Raw genomic sequence first — 19,521 nt, 5'->3', positions numbered from 1 at the left:
TGTATGTCATTCCTAATGCTATTACTATAGAGCAAGCTAAAAAGATAAATGTAGTAGAATAAGTTAAAACAAGTATTAAAGAAACTAATAATAAAAGCATCATTAAGAACCTAAAATTTTTTTTCATAGTGAATTGTTTGTTTGAGTTTCAAAATTAGCAAAAACAAAATAAAGCAAAAGAGTAATTAAGATGAAAAACACAACGATAGATCAATTAAAAGAAAAATTGGAAGTTGGTACCAAAATTAAAATTGGCATCAAATACACTAAATCTTTAAGGTTTGGTAATCTGAAAGCTGGTGATGTAATTGAATTAATAGATGGAGAGTTTGAGTATGACAATGGTCTATATACTGAAACACAAAGTTGTCCTTCTATTTGGAATGAAAAATCAAAGGAGTTTGATAGTATCTATCATTTATTTGGTAATGATTTTGAGAACTTTTTAGATAATCAAATATTAAACTAATTGTAGGTTCTCCGATACCTAAAAAAACGGAAAAGTTCTTTGACATAATTGTGGTAAGGTTTTTTATATTTGTATAATAGCACCTAAATACATCTTTTAAACACCAATTTGGATGTATAACGATGTATTTTATGCGTATATAAACAAGTTGTAGCCAATACGAGAAAAACTCAACTGAATGAAAAAAATATTAATGCTTATGGGAATTTTATCATTCTTTGGGTGTGGAGCAAAAAACTTAACACCGAAAGAAACTGAATTAGTGAATAAGTTGGATTTCAATATCGAACTTATGAATGAATTAAAAAACGAAACAAAAAATGAATTAATTCAGTTGCCTGCAATTGACCAAGAAACAGCGGATGTATTGGATGAATTTTTTAATGGAATTCACTCAAACACTTCAGAAGAAAAAGCGAATTCGATTGTTAAAAAATTAAAAGAAAAATTTAGAGCAAAAGGATATTTAATTTTTGCTTTTACGGGAGAAGAAGATTCAAAAAGTATAGGAGTTATAAAAGGAACAAATGACCTTGATATTTTACGATATAGAAGAACTGACGGAATTAACCACGACTACGAAAATGAGGACATCGTAAAAAAAATATCGGAATGGAATGATAAATTTGGACTGACTTTGATTGGTTGCGGAAGAGATTGGCTTGAACTGAAATTTAAAAAATTGCCAAATGATTTGGACGCTTTTGCTAACGAAGTTTATGAATTCTGCCCTGACTCTGTTGACCAAGGTGTTGGCGAAGTAGAAAATTTAAAACTTATGATTAAGGAAATGAACGGTATTTGGTTGTGGTGGGACTAAAATACTGGCTACAACAACACCTAAACTGCATTAAAACGCAGCTTAGCCAAAACGTGAGTAAAACATATCATCTTACCACAAAGCACCTTAATTAAGGTGTTTTTTTATGTCCAAGAGTTTAGTAATCGAATTATAAAATAAGAGTAGGTTCTCCGTTACCTTAAAAACGGAAAAGTTCTTTGACATAATTGTGGTAAGAAAATAATTATATTTGAAAGAGAAATATGAGTAATTGCGCATATCCACTAGTTAGCTTGCATTGAATAAAATGGAAAAAATAATAGACAAATATCTTGACGAACTTATATCAATTGAGTTAAATAAACTTCCAGAACAGATAGTATCGGAAATGTCTGACCCAAATCAAGATAAAAATGAAGAATGGAGAATTTGGTATCCAATTCAGAGCACAGTCACTGATGAGGAAATAAAAGAATTTGAATCGAGACTTGGTCACAATCTACCTGAATCTTACACGAAATTCCTAAAGTATAAGCATTTCTATGAACTTCAAATTGGAGAATGCTCATTTTGCGAGCATCCTGCCAGAATTTGGAGAGCTTCACTTTCCGAAATGATATTTGACGGATATCCAAGAGAGTTTTTAATTGATACAGGAAGAATACCGTTTGCAAACTGGAGTGATTGGGGATTATTGTGTTTTGATACAACTGTTGAAAATCAAAACGGCGACTATCCTATTGTTCTGTGGGATCACGAAGTTTTTGATGAGTTTGAACCAAAGTATTCCAATTTTGACAATATGATTATTGAATTAGATAAAGAGGAAAAAGAAAACGCAAGCTAACAAGGTTTATAGTGCATACCCTTCGGGATACGCACCATATACTAACCATTAGTAAAACATATCATCTTACCACAAAGCACCTTAATTAAGGTGTTTTTTTATGTCCAAGATTTAGTAAACGAATTATAAAATAAGATTAGTTAAATGACACCTGAATCATCATCCCAATCATCAACATATTTTTTTACATCTTCTTCACTACCATATATTATTACGTAAAGGAATTTTCCTATACCACGAAGTATTAAGAGACAAAGAAATATATAAAGGAAATAATCAAACATGCACAAATATAATCAAACCTAAAAACAGTAGAATATGGCAAAAATTGAAGTAGATGTAAATGTTGATATAGAAGAACATTTACACGAAGCATCTTCTGAAAGTTTAATTGAAGAATTAAAGTCTCGTAGCCTAACATCAAAAGAAATTTTAGATATCCAATCAATTTCCTCTAAAGAATAGACTACACTGTTGGATGAACTTAAAATGGAGATAGTATTAAAAGGCTTATCGAGTAAATCGATAAACCAATTAGAAACATTTTATACCTGTAAGTTTTTCAGATCCAAAAAACTGAAAAGTTATTGACATCAATGAAGTGAGATTAATATATATTATTGTTTATTTTTGATAGAAATTTTGAACACAAGAAAAGCCTTATATATAAGCTTCTTAAAATTAATATTTTGCTGTGAACTCTAAGACAAAAATTACGATTGCTATTTTCATCTATCTGTCTTTTACACTGAAATTCCAACTAATTATTTATACTAATAAAGTACTTGATAAACGTCAAAAGGTCTTGAATTCTATTATGATTTGGATAATTCCTTTTATGTGGTTCTTTATTATTAAAAAGTTAATTACTATGGATTATAGAGTCATGACAAAAAAACAACGAGATAAACTTCAACGAAAGGAAAGTATTATTGACGGAGCTTCCACCTATGGTTAAAAGGATAGTTTCAAATAGGGGAAATAAGTTTTTTTTCTGTATGTATTTTATCTCGTTTTTGCGTCTGATTAATTAGCTTAAATACTAGAATAAATAACTTGCTAAAAACATCTATGAAGAGGTGTTTTTTATGTCCAGGGCTAAAGTAAATGGAAGTTTAAAAAACTGTACTGTATATTATTTTTTCTAATTTAGCTAGAAAGATTATGACCTATAATTAGGTCGTTCTTTAAGTTAGGTAGGAAGTTGTTGACGTAATTTTTTTATATACAGATAATTAGTAACCAATTAGGACAAGCATATGAAAAAAAGAATATTAATTACAGGAGGATTTGGTAAAATCGCTCAATATTTCATCAAAAATTTTTGGGATAAGTATGATATTACGGTTGCAGATATTGTATTGAAAGCTGATGTTTATCCTAAAAATGTTAAAATCGTAAAAGCAGACTTGACAGATTTAGAGGCATGTAAGGCGTTATGTGTTGGAATTGATACTATCATACATTTAGCAGGGATCGCCAGTCCGGATTCTAGTTTTGATGAGGTACTAAATGCAAATATGATTGGCTCAAAAAACATATTTGAAGCCGCCACCCTGGCAAATTGCAGGAGAGTAATTTTTGCTAGTAGTGCTCAAACGATAGAAGGATATTCAGAAGATATTCAGATTAATAAAAATATGCCAGTGAGACCGAAAAATTTCTACGGAGTTTCAAAATGTTTCGGTGAGGCTTTGGGAGCTTACTATGCATTTCAAGAGAATATTTCTGTAATATGCCTAAGGATTGGAGCCTATGAATTTCCAAGTGACTTTTCAGAAATGAATGCTAGAGATTTGAGCGCATTTTTGCATCCAGATGATTGTAATCAATTGTTGGATAAATGTATTCAAACAGAAAACTTGAAATACGAAATACTAAATGCAATCTCCAATAATCGATATAAAAGATTAGACATTACTGAAACGATTGAAAAAGTGGGGTATAAGCCTAAGGCAAATGCTTTTGATTTATTTAAATTAAAAGCAGAATAACAAGTAACACAATAGATGTAAGTAATAGTGGTTTTAGTGATAAAGCAAAAGAAGAAAACAAAATTTAGTGTAAAACTAGAAAGTTCATGAGCCGAAATCGCTACCCACTACTACTACTTATGCAAGTCGTCATTAGTAATACATATTTTACAAATAATATAATGGAAAGGAATACTATAAAGATGAATTTGCCGTAACTGACAATAATTTAGTTACGGCTAAAGGAATTACACCGATTGAATTTGCAGGTGAGATTTTGAAAAAAGTGAATTGTGTGGAGTAAAGGATATTAAAAATTGGTTTCAACTTTTTAAAAATGGAATAGGGACTGAGTAAGAAGTTAGTGGGAAACCATATAGAACGACAATGTCAGTAGATCTGAAGTTGTTACATCCACACCAGGTAACTACTAGCTCTAATTTTTAAACGAAATTCGTAACGTATTTCTTAAACAACAATTGTACAAAACGCTATGAAATACAGTAGATGATTGAAAATTTAAACCTCATTTTAAAAGTAATTGAATCTGATATTTTTCTATCATATTTTTATTACACCGTGATATTCTTTTTTGCTTCTATATTTATAAGAAACAAGAGTAGACATCAATTTGATGACGTATGCACGGATTTCTTGATTCATTCTGGACTTTTTTTTGTTGGAATCTTAATTACAAAATCAATTTTACTGTTAACAATAACTGACTTGCCAAATAGCGCTGAAGAAATTCATAATTTGTTTGGGGAGCATTGGTTAGGTTATTGGATGATTCCTCTAATTCATGTAGTACTGACACAATTACTACGCCTGAACAAAATTAAAAGAAACATACTGCCGAGATTGATCTTGGTGTTCTTATTAGCCTTTACTTGGGAACGTTATAGTGGATTTTTAGCTTATGACAGTAGAAAGCACTGGGAATCATTGGATCCTGAGTATAAAAGTAGTGTTTTAGATAAGTTTACAGCGTTTTATATGTTTAAACATATAGCATTGAGAATTTTAATCTATATTCTCTTCGCCTATGCTTATTATGTAATACTGCGTGTTATAAAAAATCGTTTTACAACAGAACCTAATCTACATTAAAATTTAGGTGAGTTATAACGTTAATAAAACAACATTTTCTTACCATAAAACACCTCTGATGAGGTGTTTTTTTATGTTCGAGATTTAATAAGTTAAGTATATAAAAATTAGTTACAATGAAGAGAACTAGTGAAAACCTCATGACTTTAGCTCAAATTGTAATACATGCGATGTACGATACACAATCCAATAAGACAAATAGTAGCATCCTGATGAAGCGAAAACCAACCAAAAGGACGTGAAGCCTTCATGTTAAAGTAAAGCAATAAAGTTATGACAGTGTTAACTGGTTTTGAATGTCAATGTATAGCATTGGATAACTAATCAAAAAGTTGAATAATAGTAGTTACTTTTTGAATTTTCTCTTGAAATAATTTGATTCAGTTTTATGAGATTTCCTATTTGGACGTATACATAGAGCAGTCAAAATTAGGGCAATTATAGCAAGTATTAACATAGTGGAATTTTTTAGCTAAAATAGAAAAAACAAGACATGATAAAAGAGTAGGTTCTCCGATGTTTCAAGAGCAGAATTGTTATCTGACATCATTTTGTTAGGATACATTTTTCGGACGCACCTAACTGTTTTGTTTGAATATCTTTAATAGATGCCAGATTACCTCTATATTTGATTGGATATAACAAGCTAGCACAAAAATCAGAAATGTTACGCATACTAAGAAAGCTGATAACTAAAAAAGACAGTTTATCAGATTTTATTTTAAATGGAATAATTGATTCTAGAAAAAGAAATATAAAGTATATAGCTATTAATCTATGGATTGATGACCAAATTCTTTTTCAAGTTGGTACGGCAAAAGAGTTTACTCAATATGGAATTGATATGAAAGATGAAAGAGAATTTTTTGCCTTTCATTTCTTTAATAACAAAAAAACACTGACAATAGCAGCTTGGGATACTTTTAAAAAATTGAAGGATACCGACTATTTGAATTTTTATACTTCTGGAAATGATTTTTACGCGAAAAGTATGGGAGTGTCTCCTGATGAAATTGTGAAAAACATTACAAAAGAAATGGAACTGTATCATATAGAAGACAGATCGAGAATTAGAATTCAATTTGTTGAAAACTAAAGTAATTGTGCTCACATAAGCATATAAATATTGCTTACTGATTTTACCATTCTTACTATGTCGTATAGGCCTCCATGTTTAAGTATCTTTATTAGTTAAAAGGAAATTTCCACAACGTTTGTAGGCTTGCCCGGTTTAGAACTGTTTAATTTTAGAATTTTCTCAAAATTACAATTGTTTTTAGTTTATTATAAACTAGTGCGTCGTATTTTTAAGGTATGAAGAAATGCGTTATTCTGACTTCTTAATTCCTATAATGCTGTGTACTTAATGTTCCATTGACACAAAAAAACAGGAGGACTGCTTGTATGTGATATAGGTGTTTGGACAAGTGACAGAGGTCTGTGCAGAGGGCAGTATACTAGTTTAATGTGCGTTACATGAAAACTAGAAAACATAACAGCATGGTTTACGAGTAGTAATGAGTTGGTTATATTGCCCTAGATTTGGAGCAGGGAATCTCCTTTTCCGGGGGGCTAAAGTTTACGTTAATCTAGGCTGTTTATTGAAAAAGAAGGGTGTTTTTATTTAAAGCTTTTGTGATTATAATAAATCTTAATTTTCGTTAGCTCTAAAATATATTGCCGAGTTTGAGCGCTGCATTTTTTCGCCTGGCGGAATTTTCAGCCATACCTAAAACAATTCGAGTACTTTCATCTGTATTTTTATCTTTGTATTATACCCTAAAAAAATGAGAATATCTACATACATAAGAGCTTTATTAAGGAATGAAAAAAAATTCGTGCTGTTTTTGATAGGTGGTTATTTCTTATTGACGCTATTGTGCTTTTTTATATTATTGCTTCCTTTTTCAAGACAGCAAGATGTTTCTCTGATAGACCATATTTTCTTTTCAGTTTCAATAGTAAGTACAACTGGGTTAGCCCCTGGTAACTTTAATGAAACCTATTCCTTTATTGGAAAATTGATTAGTCTCTTTTTTATTCAATTAGGAGGTGTTGGCTATATGGCACTTTGTTCCTTTATCTTACTAAGAAAACATAGTTACTTACCTTTGATTTCAAAGAAGTTATTAAATTTAGAGTTCAGTTTACCTCAAAAGTACCCACAAGTAGCTTTTATTTATTCAGTATTTGTTTTTACTCTTTTAATAGAGATAATCGGCGCTGTATTTTTGTATGTTGGATTTAAAGATGCAGGTGTTGCAAATCCTTTGTGGAATGCAGTTTTTCATAGCGTGTCGGCTTTTTGTACTGCGGGTTTTAGCCTTTTTAACAATTCTCTGGTTGATTTTAATACAAATAGTCTCATTACGAATACTATAGTGGTTTTGTCATTATTCGGGTCAATAGGATTTATAGTACTGTCTGATTTTTGGTTGAAATTGTGGAGAAAAAGAAGTAAGGTGACATTAACCTCAAAAATCATCCTGGTTGCGACCATTACTTTTATAATTTTTCCAACATTGATGATGTTTGTATCCGATGTGAATTTCTTCGCCCAAGGTTCCGATGGAATAGAACTTTCTTTTTTTCAAGTGGTTTCAGCTCATACCACGGTTGGTTTTAATACTTATGATTTAAGTAGTTTAAAATCTACTTCGGTATTTATTTTGATAATTGTAATGGTAATCGGAGCATCGCCAGCGGGAACAGGAGGCGGGATTAAAACAACATCAGTTACTGCGCTGTATGCTGTTCTGGTTGCAATCTTAAAAAGACAAAAAAGGATTCGTTTTTTATCCAAACAAATACCAGATACAAAAATATATTTAGCAGTGGCTTCGAGTATTTTTTATACTGTCATTCTTATCTTAGGGGTTTGGATAGTTTTGATTTTTGATGGAGCGAATTTTAGTTTGGCACAAATAGTTTTTGAATGTAGTTCTGCGTTGAGTACTGTCGGTCTGTCGACAGGAATTACTCCTGAATTAACCCCTGTAAGTAAAATTGTCATTTCGTTTTTAATGTTTATAGGTAGATTAGGAGTGTTGACCTTTGGACTCGCTTTAGTTTCGAAAGTCCCTGTTCTTAATAATAAAATTGAAACCGAAGATATAGCCGTTTAATTGGAATTTGCTCTAAAAATTGTATTCTGAGCTGTGCCTAGTCTGATTGTATTAGGTATTCGTTGTATGCAACCAAAAGCGGCTGTAGTAATGTGTTTGGTAACGAGTAGTTTAAATCTCCAAAAGTACGGAGGCAGTAAACTGAAAAGTTATATGGCGGTATCTTTGTTATCCTAGTTTCGGAGAATCTGAACAAGGGTATCCAAGACCAATTTGAAATATGGATTGCCTATTTGTGCACTCTAATTTCGAGCATTAAACGTGCTCTTGATAACTTGTTTACATGATTATCCAGGATAGTGTGGTAATGTGTTTATGAATCAGATGATTAGTTTGTAGCCGATGGTAACGGTGTATGATAACCCAATTATATAGTAAGTATGCGTAAAATATCTAGAAGGAAAGGAAGTAAAAGTATTGGAAAAGCTCCAGGAGAAGTTATTTATCAAGGAAGTAAAGAAGATCTAAAGGTAAGTATCGATATAATTAATTACGCAAGCGCTAGCTGCAGTACTGTAACTACAAAACTCGTTGATGAAGCAATTAAAAGTATAGAAGACGGAGCCATTACGTGGATTAATGTAAATGGACTTAGTAATACCGAAAGTATTGTGAAGCTGGGGAACTTCTTCGAGTTGCATCCGTTAATTTTAGAAGATATTGTGGATACGGGCCAGAGGCCTAAAATTGATGAGTATGATTCTTACCTATTCATCGTCATGAAAATGCTGTATTTAAATGATCAAAAAACCATGGTCAGTGAACATGTTTCTATGGTAATAGGAGACGATTATGTGGTGACGTTTCAAGAATCTGAAAAAGATGTCTTTGAAAGTGTTAGAACGCGATTACGAAAGGAAAAGTCTAGAATTAGAAATTCTGGAGCTGACTACCTAGGTTTTGCTTTGATGGATGCTATTATCGATAATTATTTTGTTGTAATAGACGCTATAGGGGATAAGGTAGAGCTTTTAGAAAATTTACTATTCACTGAAAATGTTAGTGATACGGTTACTAAAGATATCCAATTACTGAAGAATGAAATATTAAGAGTTAGAAAGAATATTTTTCCTTCTAGGGAAGTTATCGGACGAATCGTCAAGTCAGAATCGGAAATCATTAATGAAAAAACGATTAATTATTACAGGGATTTGCAAGATCAGATCGTACTTATAAGTGAGAATATCGATGTTACAAGAGAAATGATTTGGGGACTTATGGATATGTATATGACAACGGTAAGTAATAAAATGAATAGTATTATGAAGGTATTGACCATCATTTCTACAATTTTTATCCCACTGACATTTATAGTAGGTGTTTACGGAATGAATTTTGAAAATATGCCTGAGCTTAAAACTAAATACGGTTACTATTGTGTGCTAGGAGCTATGCTGTTGATATTCGCAGCGCTTGTATTGTATTTTAGAAAAAAGAAATGGTTGTAAGAAGCTTCTTACAACCATTAACATAAGTAATCCGGGGGCCATAACTATTATGCGTATAAATTGCATTCATCGCAATCCTTTACTTTACCATAATAGGTTTCTCTGTACTTATGTAGTGTTTTAAAAGGAAGGCCTAGAAAGTATTTTCTTATATAGGTAACTTTCGTGATCAGCCTTCCCATGCCGGGGGAAAACCTATTTTCTGTTTGTGTTTTTCTTTTTATGTATATAAGTTTCATATTCTGAAATGTTTTTTACAGTTTTGAAATAGTGGTTTTTGCAAAACCAGGCTGTTTTAAGTGAATAGTAGTTATAGGGAATGGTATGGAAATGTTTTCTTCTGAAAACACCTTTTTGATATTCTTTATGGCAATACTTTTTGCTTTTTTTCTGTCTAGTATGCTTCCCCCACGAATCCAAAATCGGCATACAAAATTAATAGAGCTCGCCCCAAATTCTGTATAATAGAATTCAATATTCTTTTTTGAGTCTATTTGCTCGACAGTGGTCCGGATCGTATTTTTAGTCAGGTTTTCTACTTTTTCAAGATTGGAATCATAAGCAACTCCACAGTTTATAAATACCCTCATGTTGTTCGTTAAAGAAAGATTTTTTAGAGGGTTTTCAATAATCATCTTATTAGGAATGATTACGGTATGATTGTCAACACTTTTTAAGGTAACCTCCTTTAAATTAATATCCATTACTTCACCTGAATAACCGTTGGTTTCTATCCAGTCGCCAATACCAATTTTGCTTTTAAAAGACAGGATTATTCCTGAAAGAGTATTAGACAATGTACCTTGTAAAGCCAAACCAACCACGGCACCAGCAATACCAGCACCGGTCAATAAAGAGGCTAGTGCTTCGTTTAAGTTCAAGACACTTAAAGCTAAAATCAAACCTAAAACTATTATAAATACAGCTGTAGCTTTCGAAATAACATTACTAATCGCTGCTTTTTGTATTTTTTTGATAATCAGTTTGTACAACCACGAACTGATTTTTTGAGCTACATAAAAAGAAAGTACAAGTACGAGTACTGCTACCGTTATATTCGGAATGTTGTTTACGAAGTTTTCCCACCAAGACTCTAGTTTAGTGACTACTTTAGTTATAGGTTTATTATTTGTTTGAAAGCGTATCATATAATTCTAATTAATTGTGAGTAGAGGTATTTTTACAAAAGCTGTATACTATACCTTTCTTAAAGTGTCAGCAATGTTTTTATTCGAATCATAGAATTTAATTTCTTTAATATCGGCAGGCATAGAAATTCCGCTGTTAGTCAATGTGTTTTTCACGTTTTTAATAACATCACTCTTAATTTCGGAAGCCGCACGTTTGTATTCTTTTGTTTTAGTCCAGAATAGTACTTTTAAATCAACAGTACTAACTCCTAATGCGTCGACTGTTACAAAACATTGATGACTGTTCGTGTTGACGACACCTTTTGTGTTTGTCACTGCATTAATAATGAGTTTTTTTGCGATGTCTATGTCGTCATTATAGTCTATTCCTACGATAAAATCCGATCTGAAAAAACCGTCTTCAGTGTAATTGTAAACAGCATTTTTGATAATATCGCTATTGGGAATGTAAACATCTCGACCGTCAAAAGTTTTTAACTTAGTATATCTAAATTCAATGTTTTTGACTTTACCAAAAATATCTCCAATCATTACGGTATCATTAATGTAAAAGGGCTTGTTGAATGATAGTATTACTCCAGAAATAAAGTTCTCACCAATGTTTTTAAAAGCGAATCCAATAATTACAGCAGAGGCACCTGCCGCAGTAATTAATCCGGTAGCAATTGAGCCCAAACCTGCAATTTTCAAAGCAAATAGTATTAGAATCGTAATTAATGATAGTTTGACCGTTTTAGTTAAAAAATTAATAATTAAAGGGTCTTGTGTTCTGATTGAAATTGTCTTTTTGAAAAGAGACGAGATGAAGTTAGCTAGTAAAAAACCTATACTAAGAATTATAATTGCTGTTATTAATTTGGGAACTTGTTCGATAAGTTCATTTCAATGGTTGAGTAAAGCTTGATGTAACTTATTTAGTGTGTCTTTAAAATTCATGTGTTTGATGCCTGTGGTGTTTAATTGGTGATTTTTACTTTCGTATGCTGCTCTTCATAAAAGGCAGCTTGTGTTGTAAGTAGTTTAATTGAAAATTTATTTCCTGCTCTTAAACGAATTTGACAAGAATAGCTTGACCTTATGAAGGTATTGCTAAACCTACGCTATGCATATTTTTAGCTGTTATTCTCGTTAGGACAGAATGATGTCTTCCTTTAATTGAGCTTCTGTGTTTGTATTCCAGGCGTTTAACATCCAGCTGTTTTTTTCTAATTCACCAATGTATTTTCCTATAAGATCTAAGGTCCCTTCGTCTTCCACTTCATTGGCTTTTTTTACAACGCTGTGCATTTGTTTTAACAGTGTTTTATGGTCGTCTAATAAAATTTTTACCATATCAGTATCGGTTTGGAAAGGAGTTTCCTCCGTGATAGATGATATTTTTAAATACCTACTATATCGGCTCACAGGGTGATACTGTAAGGTTAAGATTCTTTCTGCGATCTCATCGATTTTGGTTCTGGCATCGGTATACATTTGTTCGAACTTTTCGTGCAATTCAAAGAAGTTTTTACCGACAATATTCCAATGGAAATTTCTCAATTTTTGATAGTAAACGTGGTAATCCGCTAATAATTGGTTTAATTCTTTCGCTACTAATAAGGTGTTTTCTTCGTTTATATTTAAGTATGTCATAATTTGCTTTATTAAAAGTTAATAATTTGTTGCAAGGCAAAAGTACCTGTATATAGGTGCTTACCTTTGCTCTTTTCCTAGAGTTATTAGCTCATTTCCTATGTGCCTATAGCGTTAATTTTGTTGAATTCAATGGTTTCAAAAAAGGCTATTTGCTTGTTGTTTTTGGAAGTGGAGTGTAACCGAGGATTAGAAAACATCACTTAATTTAAGAACTTTCTGTTCCTGGTCGTCGGAATCAAAATAGATCAAGAGATAGTCTCCTTGTTCGTTAAAGTATCCTTCACCGGTAAGATTAAGACGATTGGTTTCAATGGTTTGAACTGCTTGATGATTAATCGAGTCTATAGGCTCTCCATCAAGTGCAGTTTTTTCTTTAGCAAGAACGATATCAAGCTTATCTACCGTATCGTAATAGCTGTCCTCATCTTTATCCGTCATCAGCACTTTGGTAATTTCAATAGGAGATGCAATCCGGTCTTGGTTTAATTCATTTTTTTGGTGAGGATCAAACAGCACGGCTTCTTCCTCTCGAGTGACAATTTTCACTTTTTTAGTGGTAATTTTTCCGTCTTCCAGCGCAGTGATTTTTTCAATGGACGTAGTTTCGATGTACTCGTTGTTAGATGCATTTTCTTGTGATATTAATGCGGTTGGAATTAAAATAGCCAAACCAATAATTAAATTTTTCATGAGGTTTATGTTTTAGTTACAAGTAACTTCTTTATTAAGATGCGTACTTTATTAACATCTGATAGAGTTGAGCTTAAGTATAAACTCATTACAAAATTAGAGAGATTCTAGATGGTGTTTTGACTCATTTAGTGTAGACCTTTGCTCATTTAATAAAAAGACTGTCTAAAAATGTTAATTTGTTGAATTATAACCCGGTGTTTGGCTTTTTTTGTGTTAATAGTACAACTAATCTATAGTTAGGGTCAAGAGTGTATTTGACCAATTTTTTAATGTATAGATGTAAAAGGAACTGTGTAAGGTTATATGATATGAGTTAATATGTATCCTTGTAGCGTTAAAATGTTTTAATTCGAGAGGCTAATTTTGTATTGCCTAAATAATAATAGTTTTTAAAATGTATAAATTATCAAATCTGGCAAGTAAGTCTTTAATAGAAGATTTCACGCGATCAAAACTGAGATACCCAAAACTTTATAGGCCAAGACGGAAAATTGATGGCTTAAAAGAGCAAAACATTAATATCCTACTAATGGAAACTCCACTGGAAATTTCTTTTGGAATTTGGGGAGCTTTACCGCAAATGTATGAGGAGTCTTGGCGTAAATTTCAACGTTTAAAATCCACTCTCTATGTTAGGGCTAATGAGATTAATAACAGTGTTTTGTATAGAGATGCCTTGCTTAAAAGAAGGTGTTTGGTGGTCGTAACAGGTTTTTATACCTATGAGCTACGTGCAAATACAGTAGAGAAGTACTTAGTAGAAAAACCAGATAGGAAACCTTTTTATCTCGCGGGTGTATACAACTATACTCGTGATGGTTTTTACACATGTTCAATTATTAGTGTCAATCCCAGTGAACAACTAAATTCTATAAATAATTTGCACGAAACAATGCCATTGCAGATTCCTGATGTATTTAAAAGAATTTGGCTGAATACGGAGTCCACCAAAGAAGAAATTGATTATTTGATTTCAAAACCCTATGAGACAAAGTTCGATATACAGAAAATAGCTTCCTAAATGAAGGCATGTATTTTTAAGATACGGTCGAAAAGGCCGTTTATTATTTTCTGGTGATATTTTTTAGAAAATTAACTGAGTTTTATCTTCGATTCTTGTTTATTTTTTAAAAACTCACTTGGACTAATACCGTATTTTCTTTTAAAAATTTTAGAAAAATAACTTCGGCTACTAAAGCCAATAGAATATACTACTTGAGAAATATTATAATCTGTGCTATTCAATAGTTCTCTAGCTTTTTCTAAACGGACATGCCTAATGTATTCTATTACGGTTCTGGAAAATAACAGTTTAAATCCCTCTTGTAACTTTGCTTGGGGAATCCCTAACTCATTAGCTATGTCCTCAACATTATAATCTTCAGATACATTTTTTGATATCTTATTGGCAATTTTTCGGACGAGTTTTATTTCTTTTTTTAGAAGGGAAGTTGTGGGTTCTTTTTTCTTATTTACATCTCTATTGTGTTGTACCATGTGAGCTGATAAAATTTGATAAACGATACCTTCTTTCATCATAATACGAATAATCCCTTTTTGTTTAATGGCGTTTAACTGTTTAATGAGATTGGCTAATTTTAAATTATAGGTTCCGTAATAAGCAAATACTCTTTCATGATGTTGATCATGGAATACTTCGTACAACTTTTGGTTTAATACAGATGCGTCATTGAGTCTCTTTTTTATAAATTTTACTCTGCTCACCTGAATGACGTTGATGTGTATTTTTACATTCTTGTCAAAATACCCATAATTATAGCCTCCGTCTTTACTTGTTATGATAACGGACTGAAATTGCTCCAGCTTTCTTTTTTTGTCTTCTAATTCAAATTTGTGAAAACAGTGACCTTCCGTTGTATACGTGAAATGTATAGGGTTGAATTCAGAGGTGTCCATGACCAATTTGATATCCTCAAAAAAAGTAATATTATATTCTAAAAGACTACCTCCCCATTCGAACATGATAAAGGAAATAGTACCAAAAGCAATTTCATTGTTGACATGTAAAACATACTCGCCCCAGTTTTCGGTAATAGTACCACCAATGGTGTCTTGAATTTGATGAACAGTTCCTTTGGTATCTTTTGCCGTAATATTTATAGTAATCATTAATTTAAAATTGGTTTATCCATTCAGTTAAAAACGCTCATAGAAGTCTAAGAGAGTAAATGAAGAGGTTTCAACTGATTTTTCCTTTTCTACAAAATTAAAATAGTGTAATCAAAAATAAAAAACAATAGTAGTCTTATTGATTTTACTTACTAAACATTTTTTCTGCTAAATAAGGAGGGCTGGTTCCTGTTAATTTTGTACGGAGGTTATTTTTGTCTTCAGGACTCGGTGTTTATAGTTAAACTAGGAAGGATTAGTTTATTTATTAATTAATTAATAAGCGCTTTATAAATACCAAAGACTTAGCTAAAGAATTGAACATTCAATTTTACAGTTAAGTCTTGGCGGAGTTGGTTGTTATTGCTAAAACAACTAAGGTATGCATCCGTTTTCAATCCAAATATCGAACCATTGCAAAGCGTTATGCTATGACTTGCTTAAATGGTTCAGCCTATTTGATTCTTTTAACTCCTTTTCTATAGGTGTTAACGTGTTGTTTTTCGGAGCGATAGCCCAGTTGATTTCTAATCCTGTTTTGTTTTGTTTCTTTTTAGATTCACGTTTTTCTAACTTCAGCTTCTTCTTTTGAGCTTTAAGTTTTTCTTTTTGTTTTTTATTGAAGGTGATTTGTGATTTTGTTGACATCGTTTTTTCGATTAGTTAATAAAAGTAAATGCTTCCCCAGTTTTTCCTGCTCTTCCTGTTCTTCCAATTCGATGGATGTAACTGTCCATACTCATAGGGATTTGGTAATTAATTACAAGTGATACATTGTCAATATCTATTTCTCGTGCTGCAATATCTGTAGCAACCAGTATGTTAGTTTTTCCTGACTTAAATAACTTTATTGCGATAATTTTGTGATTTACCACCGTGTATTGCGTCCGAGAGAAAACCTGATTTTATGAGTTTTTTACTTATTTTATCAGCAGTTGTTTTGGTTTCTGCGAAGAGAATTATTTTTTCAAGAGGGTTTTTATTGAGTAGTTTTAAGAGTAGTTCAAACTTGTTTTGTGATTCAGTCACCTTAATGATTTCTTGGTCAACGTTATCACTAGAATTCAGAACCGACGATGCATTTATTCGGATTGGATTTTCTATAAATTCTTTAATGAGTTTTTCTTGTTGTATTGCAACGGTTGCAGAAAAAAGAACTGTTTGATTTCGGTTGGACATTTCCGAAGAAATTTTGCGTACATCATTTATGAAGCCCATGTCTAACATTCTGTCAAATTCATCTAGAACTAAAATACTCGTGTGTTTAATATTGATTTCATTGCGATAGATTAGATCATTTAATCTTCCTGGAGTAGCGACTATTAGATGGTTTTTCTTTTTAGCTTTTGAAATATCCTTTTTAATATTGATTCCTCCTATAAAGCAAGAGGAGTATAAGTCAAGTCCTTTTGTTAAGGAAAGGAATTCATCTTGAACTTGTTGAGCCAGTTCCCTCGTAGGAACTATAACTAATGCAGAAGTGTTTCTATGTGTTAAAATTTGCTGTATAATTGGAATTAAAAAGGCTCCATTTTTTCCTGTTCCCGTAGAGGCAATTCCAATTAGGTTTTTTTTCTTTAGTATGTGGTCAATTGATCGATCTTGAATTTCGGTAAGATGTTTGTAACCTTGCGCTTTAATGTTAGCCTTTAGTTTCGAGTGAAGTGATGAAGTATCAAAAGTAGATTCTAAAATGAAAGTACCCTTTTAATTGCGGTTGCTTTTTTTACTAGGCTCGAAGGGTTTTTTATACTTGAAATTTTTTTATTTTAGGTTTATTCTTGATCTTTTTCATTGTTGTTTTTTATTGGAAAGAGTTTGAAATTAGAACTCTATGTTATTTGTCATTTTTTTGGTCTAAAGTGATTGAGTTTTTCTTAACTCATACTTGATGTTTTGAGAATATAAGTAAGAAGTAATCAAAAAATATTGATAATTTAGGGGGAGTGTTCTTGTATTGAAGAACCTTATGAAATAGTTTCTACTGTTTTTAGACACGTACAGGGTACGAAATAGAAGAAAAGAATACCCAGGTGTTTGTAGGTTTTTCATCCCTTTTTCACAGCCCTCATGTTGTGATAAGTAGTGCTTTAAGTTGAAATAACTAGAAAATAGTCTTTTGTTACTTGCTTGATTAATAGGCCGCTAACGCTACATTAATAGCATTTAATCCTTTTCTTCCTTGTTCTGTAGAAAATTGGACTTTATCGTTTTCTTTGATTTCATCAATCAAACCAGTGGTGTGGACAAAGATCTCTTCTCCTGATTGAGATGATGTAATAAACCCGAATCCTTTTGAGTCATTGAAAAATTTTACAGTACCTTCTTGCATGATGGTTGAATTTTAAATTGTAAATATTTGTATTGTTAAAGAAGAACTACCAATAGCCTTAAATAAAAATGTTTCTAAAAAACAACAGAATAAGTAATGCGGTTAAAATATGTTTAACACTTAAAAAAATAAAGTAAAATGAAATAAAACAGGTAAGAAGAGATAAGACTCAAAAAAACTAAATGCTACCCTAAAATTGAAAAGGTGTTCAACTTGAACCTTGCAAATATAGGTTTATTTTCAAATTTAAAGAAAATAATGGATTTTATTTGAAATAGTTTTTCATTTTCTGAAATTAACTTTAAATGTATAATTGTTTGAGGGTATTCTTAGCGAGGTTGAGCTGGTTTTAATAATGCTAAAAATGAGGTGGTTGCAAAGATGTGCTTGTAGCATAGCTTCTAATCACAGAAAAACAGCAAAGAGAGAAAGTGAAACAGTATTAGAATGTATCTGTGATTCAAATCAATTGTGTACTATAACAGGAGTAAAATGAACTCCTACTTAATAAGTAGGAGTAATTCATAAAAGGATTATATATCTCCGCAAATAACATCATTCATACAAGCATATCCTGGAGGTAAAGGCTCACAAGAATGACATACGATAAGACGAAAGCCTCCTTTAATCTCTTGTTGTTCTGATTTGTTTAAAGGAGTACCAATATTTGAAATGTTTTTTAACATAATGGTTAGTATTTAAAGTTTCTCAAACATAGGAGAAATTAAATAAGAAAACTTTTAAAAAACCGTAAAAAAAGTAAGGTTTTACCTTACTTAACGAAAATGGTAAAATTGCTGTAGCGCTTTCTACGCTGAAAAATTGAGGACTATAAGCATCCCTCCCAAATTACCATGACTCCTAGATAACCCATAATGCTAGCTTCTTGTATGTTTATCGGAAATACGTGGGATTAGCTTTTGTTTACTGGTAATGATTGGGGGTTTAGAGGTTTTTTCTAGAGGTAATTTAGTGTGTTAAAGCCAGAAACTTCCTAGATAGTTCAAAAAAGGAAAGCATTTACCAGAAATTGCATCAGCTAAGGAAATAAAGAAGAATGGGGTGAATGTCGGAAGCTTTCAAATCCAATTATTAAAAAAATAGAGGAGCTGACTTTATACACTATTGAACAAGAAAAAGAAATTCAAGAATTAAAAGAAAGCAAAATAGCGCTTATAAAACAGCAATTAAAGCCTGAAGATCAGGCAAAGAAAATTGAAAAACTTGAATCACTAGTTCAGAAATTATTAAAAGATAAAAAGTAGTTGTGCTTTTATCATATACTAAACAAAAAAACACCTTTTATGAGGTGTTTTTTTTGTAACCTAGTTTGGAGGGATTGAAGTTCTAATAATCATTCCCCATTTAAATAGTTTATTGTTAAGGTAATAACAATGAAATATTCTTTGAATAACAATAATCAACGACAAGCAAGTAATTGAAAAGCGTAGATGTAGTTAGCGTTGAGTGATTCTTTTGATTTATGAATCAAAAATTATAAAAACAAAACAACAATGTCAATGCTAGACACCGAAAAAACACCTAATAAATTAAGAGGAGTTCTCTATGAAAAATGCTGTGGTTTGCACATTATGGAATGTAAAATGTAGCCAGAAGGGGAAGGGCTGAGATCGTTATTGAAGAAATTTCAATTAATGATTAGTATGAGAAATAGCTGATAAGTTTGAGTGATAAATCGTAAAGTAATTGAATAAAAGTGCGAATATTTAGACAAGGGGTGTTGTGTTAACAACAAACAACCTTGACATTGAGTAGGATAATGCTGTTGGGTCGATGCTACTTTTCTTATATCCATTCAGAGCGAAA

General features: G+C 31.6%; 18 protein-coding genes and 2 pseudogenes. 10 read left to right on the top strand and 10 right to left on the bottom strand.

Annotation, left to right across the window (positions count from 1 at the left end):
• The first annotated feature begins 190 nt into the window (after positions 1–190).
• The 9 genes from ACXAG7_RS06065 to corA all read left to right on the top strand — a co-directional run bounded on the left by ACXAG7_RS06065 (position 191) and on the right by corA (position 9,753).
• On the top strand, positions 191–469 hold the full coding sequence (locus ACXAG7_RS06065; protein WP_476666286.1) for a hypothetical protein: 279 nt from the start codon (positions 191–193) through the stop codon (positions 467–469).
• Between the two features lie 178 nt (positions 470–647).
• Positions 648–1,289 carry a DUF4253 domain-containing protein gene (locus ACXAG7_RS06060; RefSeq protein WP_476666285.1) on the top strand — a complete coding sequence of 214 codons (642 nt, stop codon included), beginning with the start codon at positions 648–650 and terminating at the stop codon, positions 1,287–1,289.
• 268 nt (positions 1,290–1,557) lie between these two features.
• Positions 1,558–2,097 (top strand): SMI1/KNR4 family protein, encoded by a 540-nt coding sequence (locus ACXAG7_RS06055; protein WP_476666284.1) that lies wholly within the window; start codon positions 1,558–1,560, stop codon positions 2,095–2,097.
• A gap of 318 nt (positions 2,098–2,415) precedes the next feature.
• Complete coding sequence (locus tag ACXAG7_RS06050; RefSeq protein ID WP_476666283.1) at positions 2,416–2,562, top strand: hypothetical protein; 147 nt, start codon at positions 2,416–2,418, stop codon at positions 2,560–2,562.
• 794 nt (positions 2,563–3,356) lie between these two features.
• Positions 3,357–4,091, top strand: a complete 735-nt coding sequence (locus ACXAG7_RS06045) for an NAD-dependent epimerase/dehydratase family protein (protein WP_476666282.1) — start codon at positions 3,357–3,359, stop codon at positions 4,089–4,091.
• A gap of 486 nt (positions 4,092–4,577) precedes the next feature.
• Positions 4,578–5,180 carry a hypothetical protein gene (locus ACXAG7_RS06040; RefSeq protein ID WP_476666281.1) on the top strand — a complete coding sequence of 201 codons (603 nt, stop codon included), beginning with the start codon at positions 4,578–4,580 and terminating at the stop codon, positions 5,178–5,180.
• A 664-nt stretch (positions 5,181–5,844) separates the two neighbouring features.
• A complete protein-coding gene (locus ACXAG7_RS06035) occupies positions 5,845–6,276 on the top strand; it encodes a hypothetical protein (RefSeq protein WP_476666280.1) in 432 nt (143 codons plus the stop codon).
• 691 nt (positions 6,277–6,967) lie between these two features.
• The gene (locus ACXAG7_RS06030; RefSeq protein WP_476666279.1) at positions 6,968–8,305 is read left to right on the top strand and encodes a TrkH family potassium uptake protein; all 1,338 of its coding nucleotides are present in this window, start codon (positions 6,968–6,970) and stop codon (positions 8,303–8,305) included.
• Positions 8,306–8,685: 380 nt separating this feature from the next.
• Positions 8,686–9,753, top strand: coding sequence for a magnesium/cobalt transporter CorA (gene corA, locus ACXAG7_RS06025; RefSeq protein ID WP_408043438.1), 1,068 nt, complete (start codon positions 8,686–8,688; stop codon positions 9,751–9,753).
• A gap of 254 nt (positions 9,754–10,007) precedes the next feature.
• Here the strand turns inward: corA and ACXAG7_RS06020 are convergent, their stop codons facing one another.
• The 5 genes and pseudogenes from ACXAG7_RS06020 to ACXAG7_RS06000 all read right to left on the bottom strand — a co-directional run bounded on the left by ACXAG7_RS06020 (position 10,008) and on the right by ACXAG7_RS06000 (position 13,229).
• Positions 10,008–10,745 (bottom strand): mechanosensitive ion channel family protein, encoded by a 738-nt coding sequence (locus tag ACXAG7_RS06020; RefSeq protein WP_476666278.1) that lies wholly within the window; start codon positions 10,743–10,745, stop codon positions 10,008–10,010.
• A 204-nt stretch (positions 10,746–10,949) separates the two neighbouring features.
• Positions 10,950–11,594, bottom strand: a complete 645-nt coding sequence (locus ACXAG7_RS06015; protein WP_408043440.1) for a mechanosensitive ion channel family protein — start codon at positions 11,592–11,594, stop codon at positions 10,950–10,952.
• Positions 11,595–11,696: 102 nt separating this feature from the next.
• Positions 11,697–11,777 (bottom strand): annotated as a pseudogene (locus tag ACXAG7_RS06010) (mechanosensitive ion channel family protein); the annotation flags it as partial.
• A gap of 255 nt (positions 11,778–12,032) precedes the next feature.
• A complete protein-coding gene (locus ACXAG7_RS06005) occupies positions 12,033–12,536 on the bottom strand; it encodes a Dps family protein (RefSeq protein WP_408043441.1) in 504 nt (167 codons plus the stop codon).
• Between the two features lie 189 nt (positions 12,537–12,725).
• On the bottom strand, positions 12,726–13,229 hold the full coding sequence (locus tag ACXAG7_RS06000) for a hypothetical protein (RefSeq protein WP_476666277.1): 504 nt from the start codon (positions 13,227–13,229) through the stop codon (positions 12,726–12,728).
• 397 nt (positions 13,230–13,626) lie between these two features.
• Between ACXAG7_RS06000 and ACXAG7_RS05995 the strand changes: the two genes are divergently transcribed.
• Positions 13,627–14,253, top strand: coding sequence for an SOS response-associated peptidase family protein (locus ACXAG7_RS05995; RefSeq protein WP_476666276.1), 627 nt, complete (start codon positions 13,627–13,629; stop codon positions 14,251–14,253).
• Between the two features lie 71 nt (positions 14,254–14,324).
• On the opposite strand, the gene ACXAG7_RS05990 is transcribed toward ACXAG7_RS05995, so the two are convergent.
• The 5 genes and pseudogenes from ACXAG7_RS05990 to ACXAG7_RS05970 form a co-directional block, all read right to left on the bottom strand.
• The gene (locus ACXAG7_RS05990; RefSeq protein WP_408043444.1) at positions 14,325–15,362 is read right to left on the bottom strand and encodes a helix-turn-helix domain-containing protein; all 1,038 of its coding nucleotides are present in this window, start codon (positions 15,360–15,362) and stop codon (positions 14,325–14,327) included.
• Positions 15,363–15,791: 429 nt separating this feature from the next.
• On the bottom strand, positions 15,792–16,010 hold the full coding sequence (locus ACXAG7_RS05985; protein WP_408043445.1) for a hypothetical protein: 219 nt from the start codon (positions 16,008–16,010) through the stop codon (positions 15,792–15,794).
• Positions 16,011–16,021: 11 nt separating this feature from the next.
• Positions 16,022–16,919, bottom strand: a pseudogene (locus tag ACXAG7_RS05980) (DEAD/DEAH box helicase).
• A gap of 577 nt (positions 16,920–17,496) precedes the next feature.
• Positions 17,497–17,694 carry a cold-shock protein gene (locus tag ACXAG7_RS05975; protein WP_476666275.1) on the bottom strand — a complete coding sequence of 66 codons (198 nt, stop codon included), beginning with the start codon at positions 17,692–17,694 and terminating at the stop codon, positions 17,497–17,499.
• A gap of 533 nt (positions 17,695–18,227) precedes the next feature.
• On the bottom strand, positions 18,228–18,380 hold the full coding sequence (locus tag ACXAG7_RS05970) for a hypothetical protein (RefSeq protein WP_408043447.1): 153 nt from the start codon (positions 18,378–18,380) through the stop codon (positions 18,228–18,230).
• Between the last annotated feature and the right edge of the window lie 1,141 nt (positions 18,381–19,521).

It is taken from the genome of Tenacibaculum sp. AWR4_210 (assembly GCF_056160945.1).
The sequence above is the reverse complement of the archived record's forward strand: the minus strand, read 5'-3'. Positions and strand labels throughout refer to the sequence as shown.

Bases quoted from the DNA above. Each gene is read 5' to 3' on its own strand.
- ACXAG7_RS06030 (WP_476666279.1), top strand. From the start codon at position 6,968: ATGAGAATATCTACATACATAAGAGCTTTATTAAGGAATGAAAAAAAA.
- ACXAG7_RS06035 (WP_476666280.1), top strand. From the start codon at position 5,845: ATGTTACGCATACTAAGAAAGCTGATAACTAAAAAAGACAGTTTATCA.
- ACXAG7_RS06045 (WP_476666282.1), top strand. From the start codon at position 3,357: ATGAAAAAAAGAATATTAATTACAGGAGGATTTGGTAAAATCGCTCAA.
- ACXAG7_RS05990 (WP_408043444.1), bottom strand. From the start codon at position 15,362: ATGATTACTATAAATATTACGGCAAAAGATACCAAAGGAACTGTTCAT.
- corA (WP_408043438.1), top strand. From the start codon at position 8,686: ATGCGTAAAATATCTAGAAGGAAAGGAAGTAAAAGTATTGGAAAAGCT.
- ACXAG7_RS06000 (WP_476666277.1), bottom strand. From the start codon at position 13,229: ATGAAAAATTTAATTATTGGTTTGGCTATTTTAATTCCAACCGCATTA.
- ACXAG7_RS05985 (WP_408043445.1), bottom strand. From the start codon at position 16,010: ATGTCAACAAAATCACAAATCACCTTCAATAAAAAACAAAAAGAAAAA.
- ACXAG7_RS06060 (WP_476666285.1), top strand. From the start codon at position 648: ATGAAAAAAATATTAATGCTTATGGGAATTTTATCATTCTTTGGGTGT.
- ACXAG7_RS06050 (WP_476666283.1), top strand. From the start codon at position 2,416: ATGGCAAAAATTGAAGTAGATGTAAATGTTGATATAGAAGAACATTTA.
- ACXAG7_RS06040 (WP_476666281.1), top strand. From the start codon at position 4,578: ATGATTGAAAATTTAAACCTCATTTTAAAAGTAATTGAATCTGATATT.
- ACXAG7_RS05970 (WP_408043447.1), bottom strand. From the start codon at position 18,380: ATGTTAAAAAACATTTCAAATATTGGTACTCCTTTAAACAAATCAGAA.
- ACXAG7_RS06055 (WP_476666284.1), top strand. From the start codon at position 1,558: ATGGAAAAAATAATAGACAAATATCTTGACGAACTTATATCAATTGAG.
- ACXAG7_RS05975 (WP_476666275.1), bottom strand. From the start codon at position 17,694: ATGCAAGAAGGTACTGTAAAATTTTTCAATGACTCAAAAGGATTCGGG.
- ACXAG7_RS06005 (WP_408043441.1), bottom strand. From the start codon at position 12,536: ATGACATACTTAAATATAAACGAAGAAAACACCTTATTAGTAGCGAAA.
- ACXAG7_RS06065 (WP_476666286.1), top strand. From the start codon at position 191: ATGAAAAACACAACGATAGATCAATTAAAAGAAAAATTGGAAGTTGGT.
- ACXAG7_RS05995 (WP_476666276.1), top strand. From the start codon at position 13,627: ATGTATAAATTATCAAATCTGGCAAGTAAGTCTTTAATAGAAGATTTC.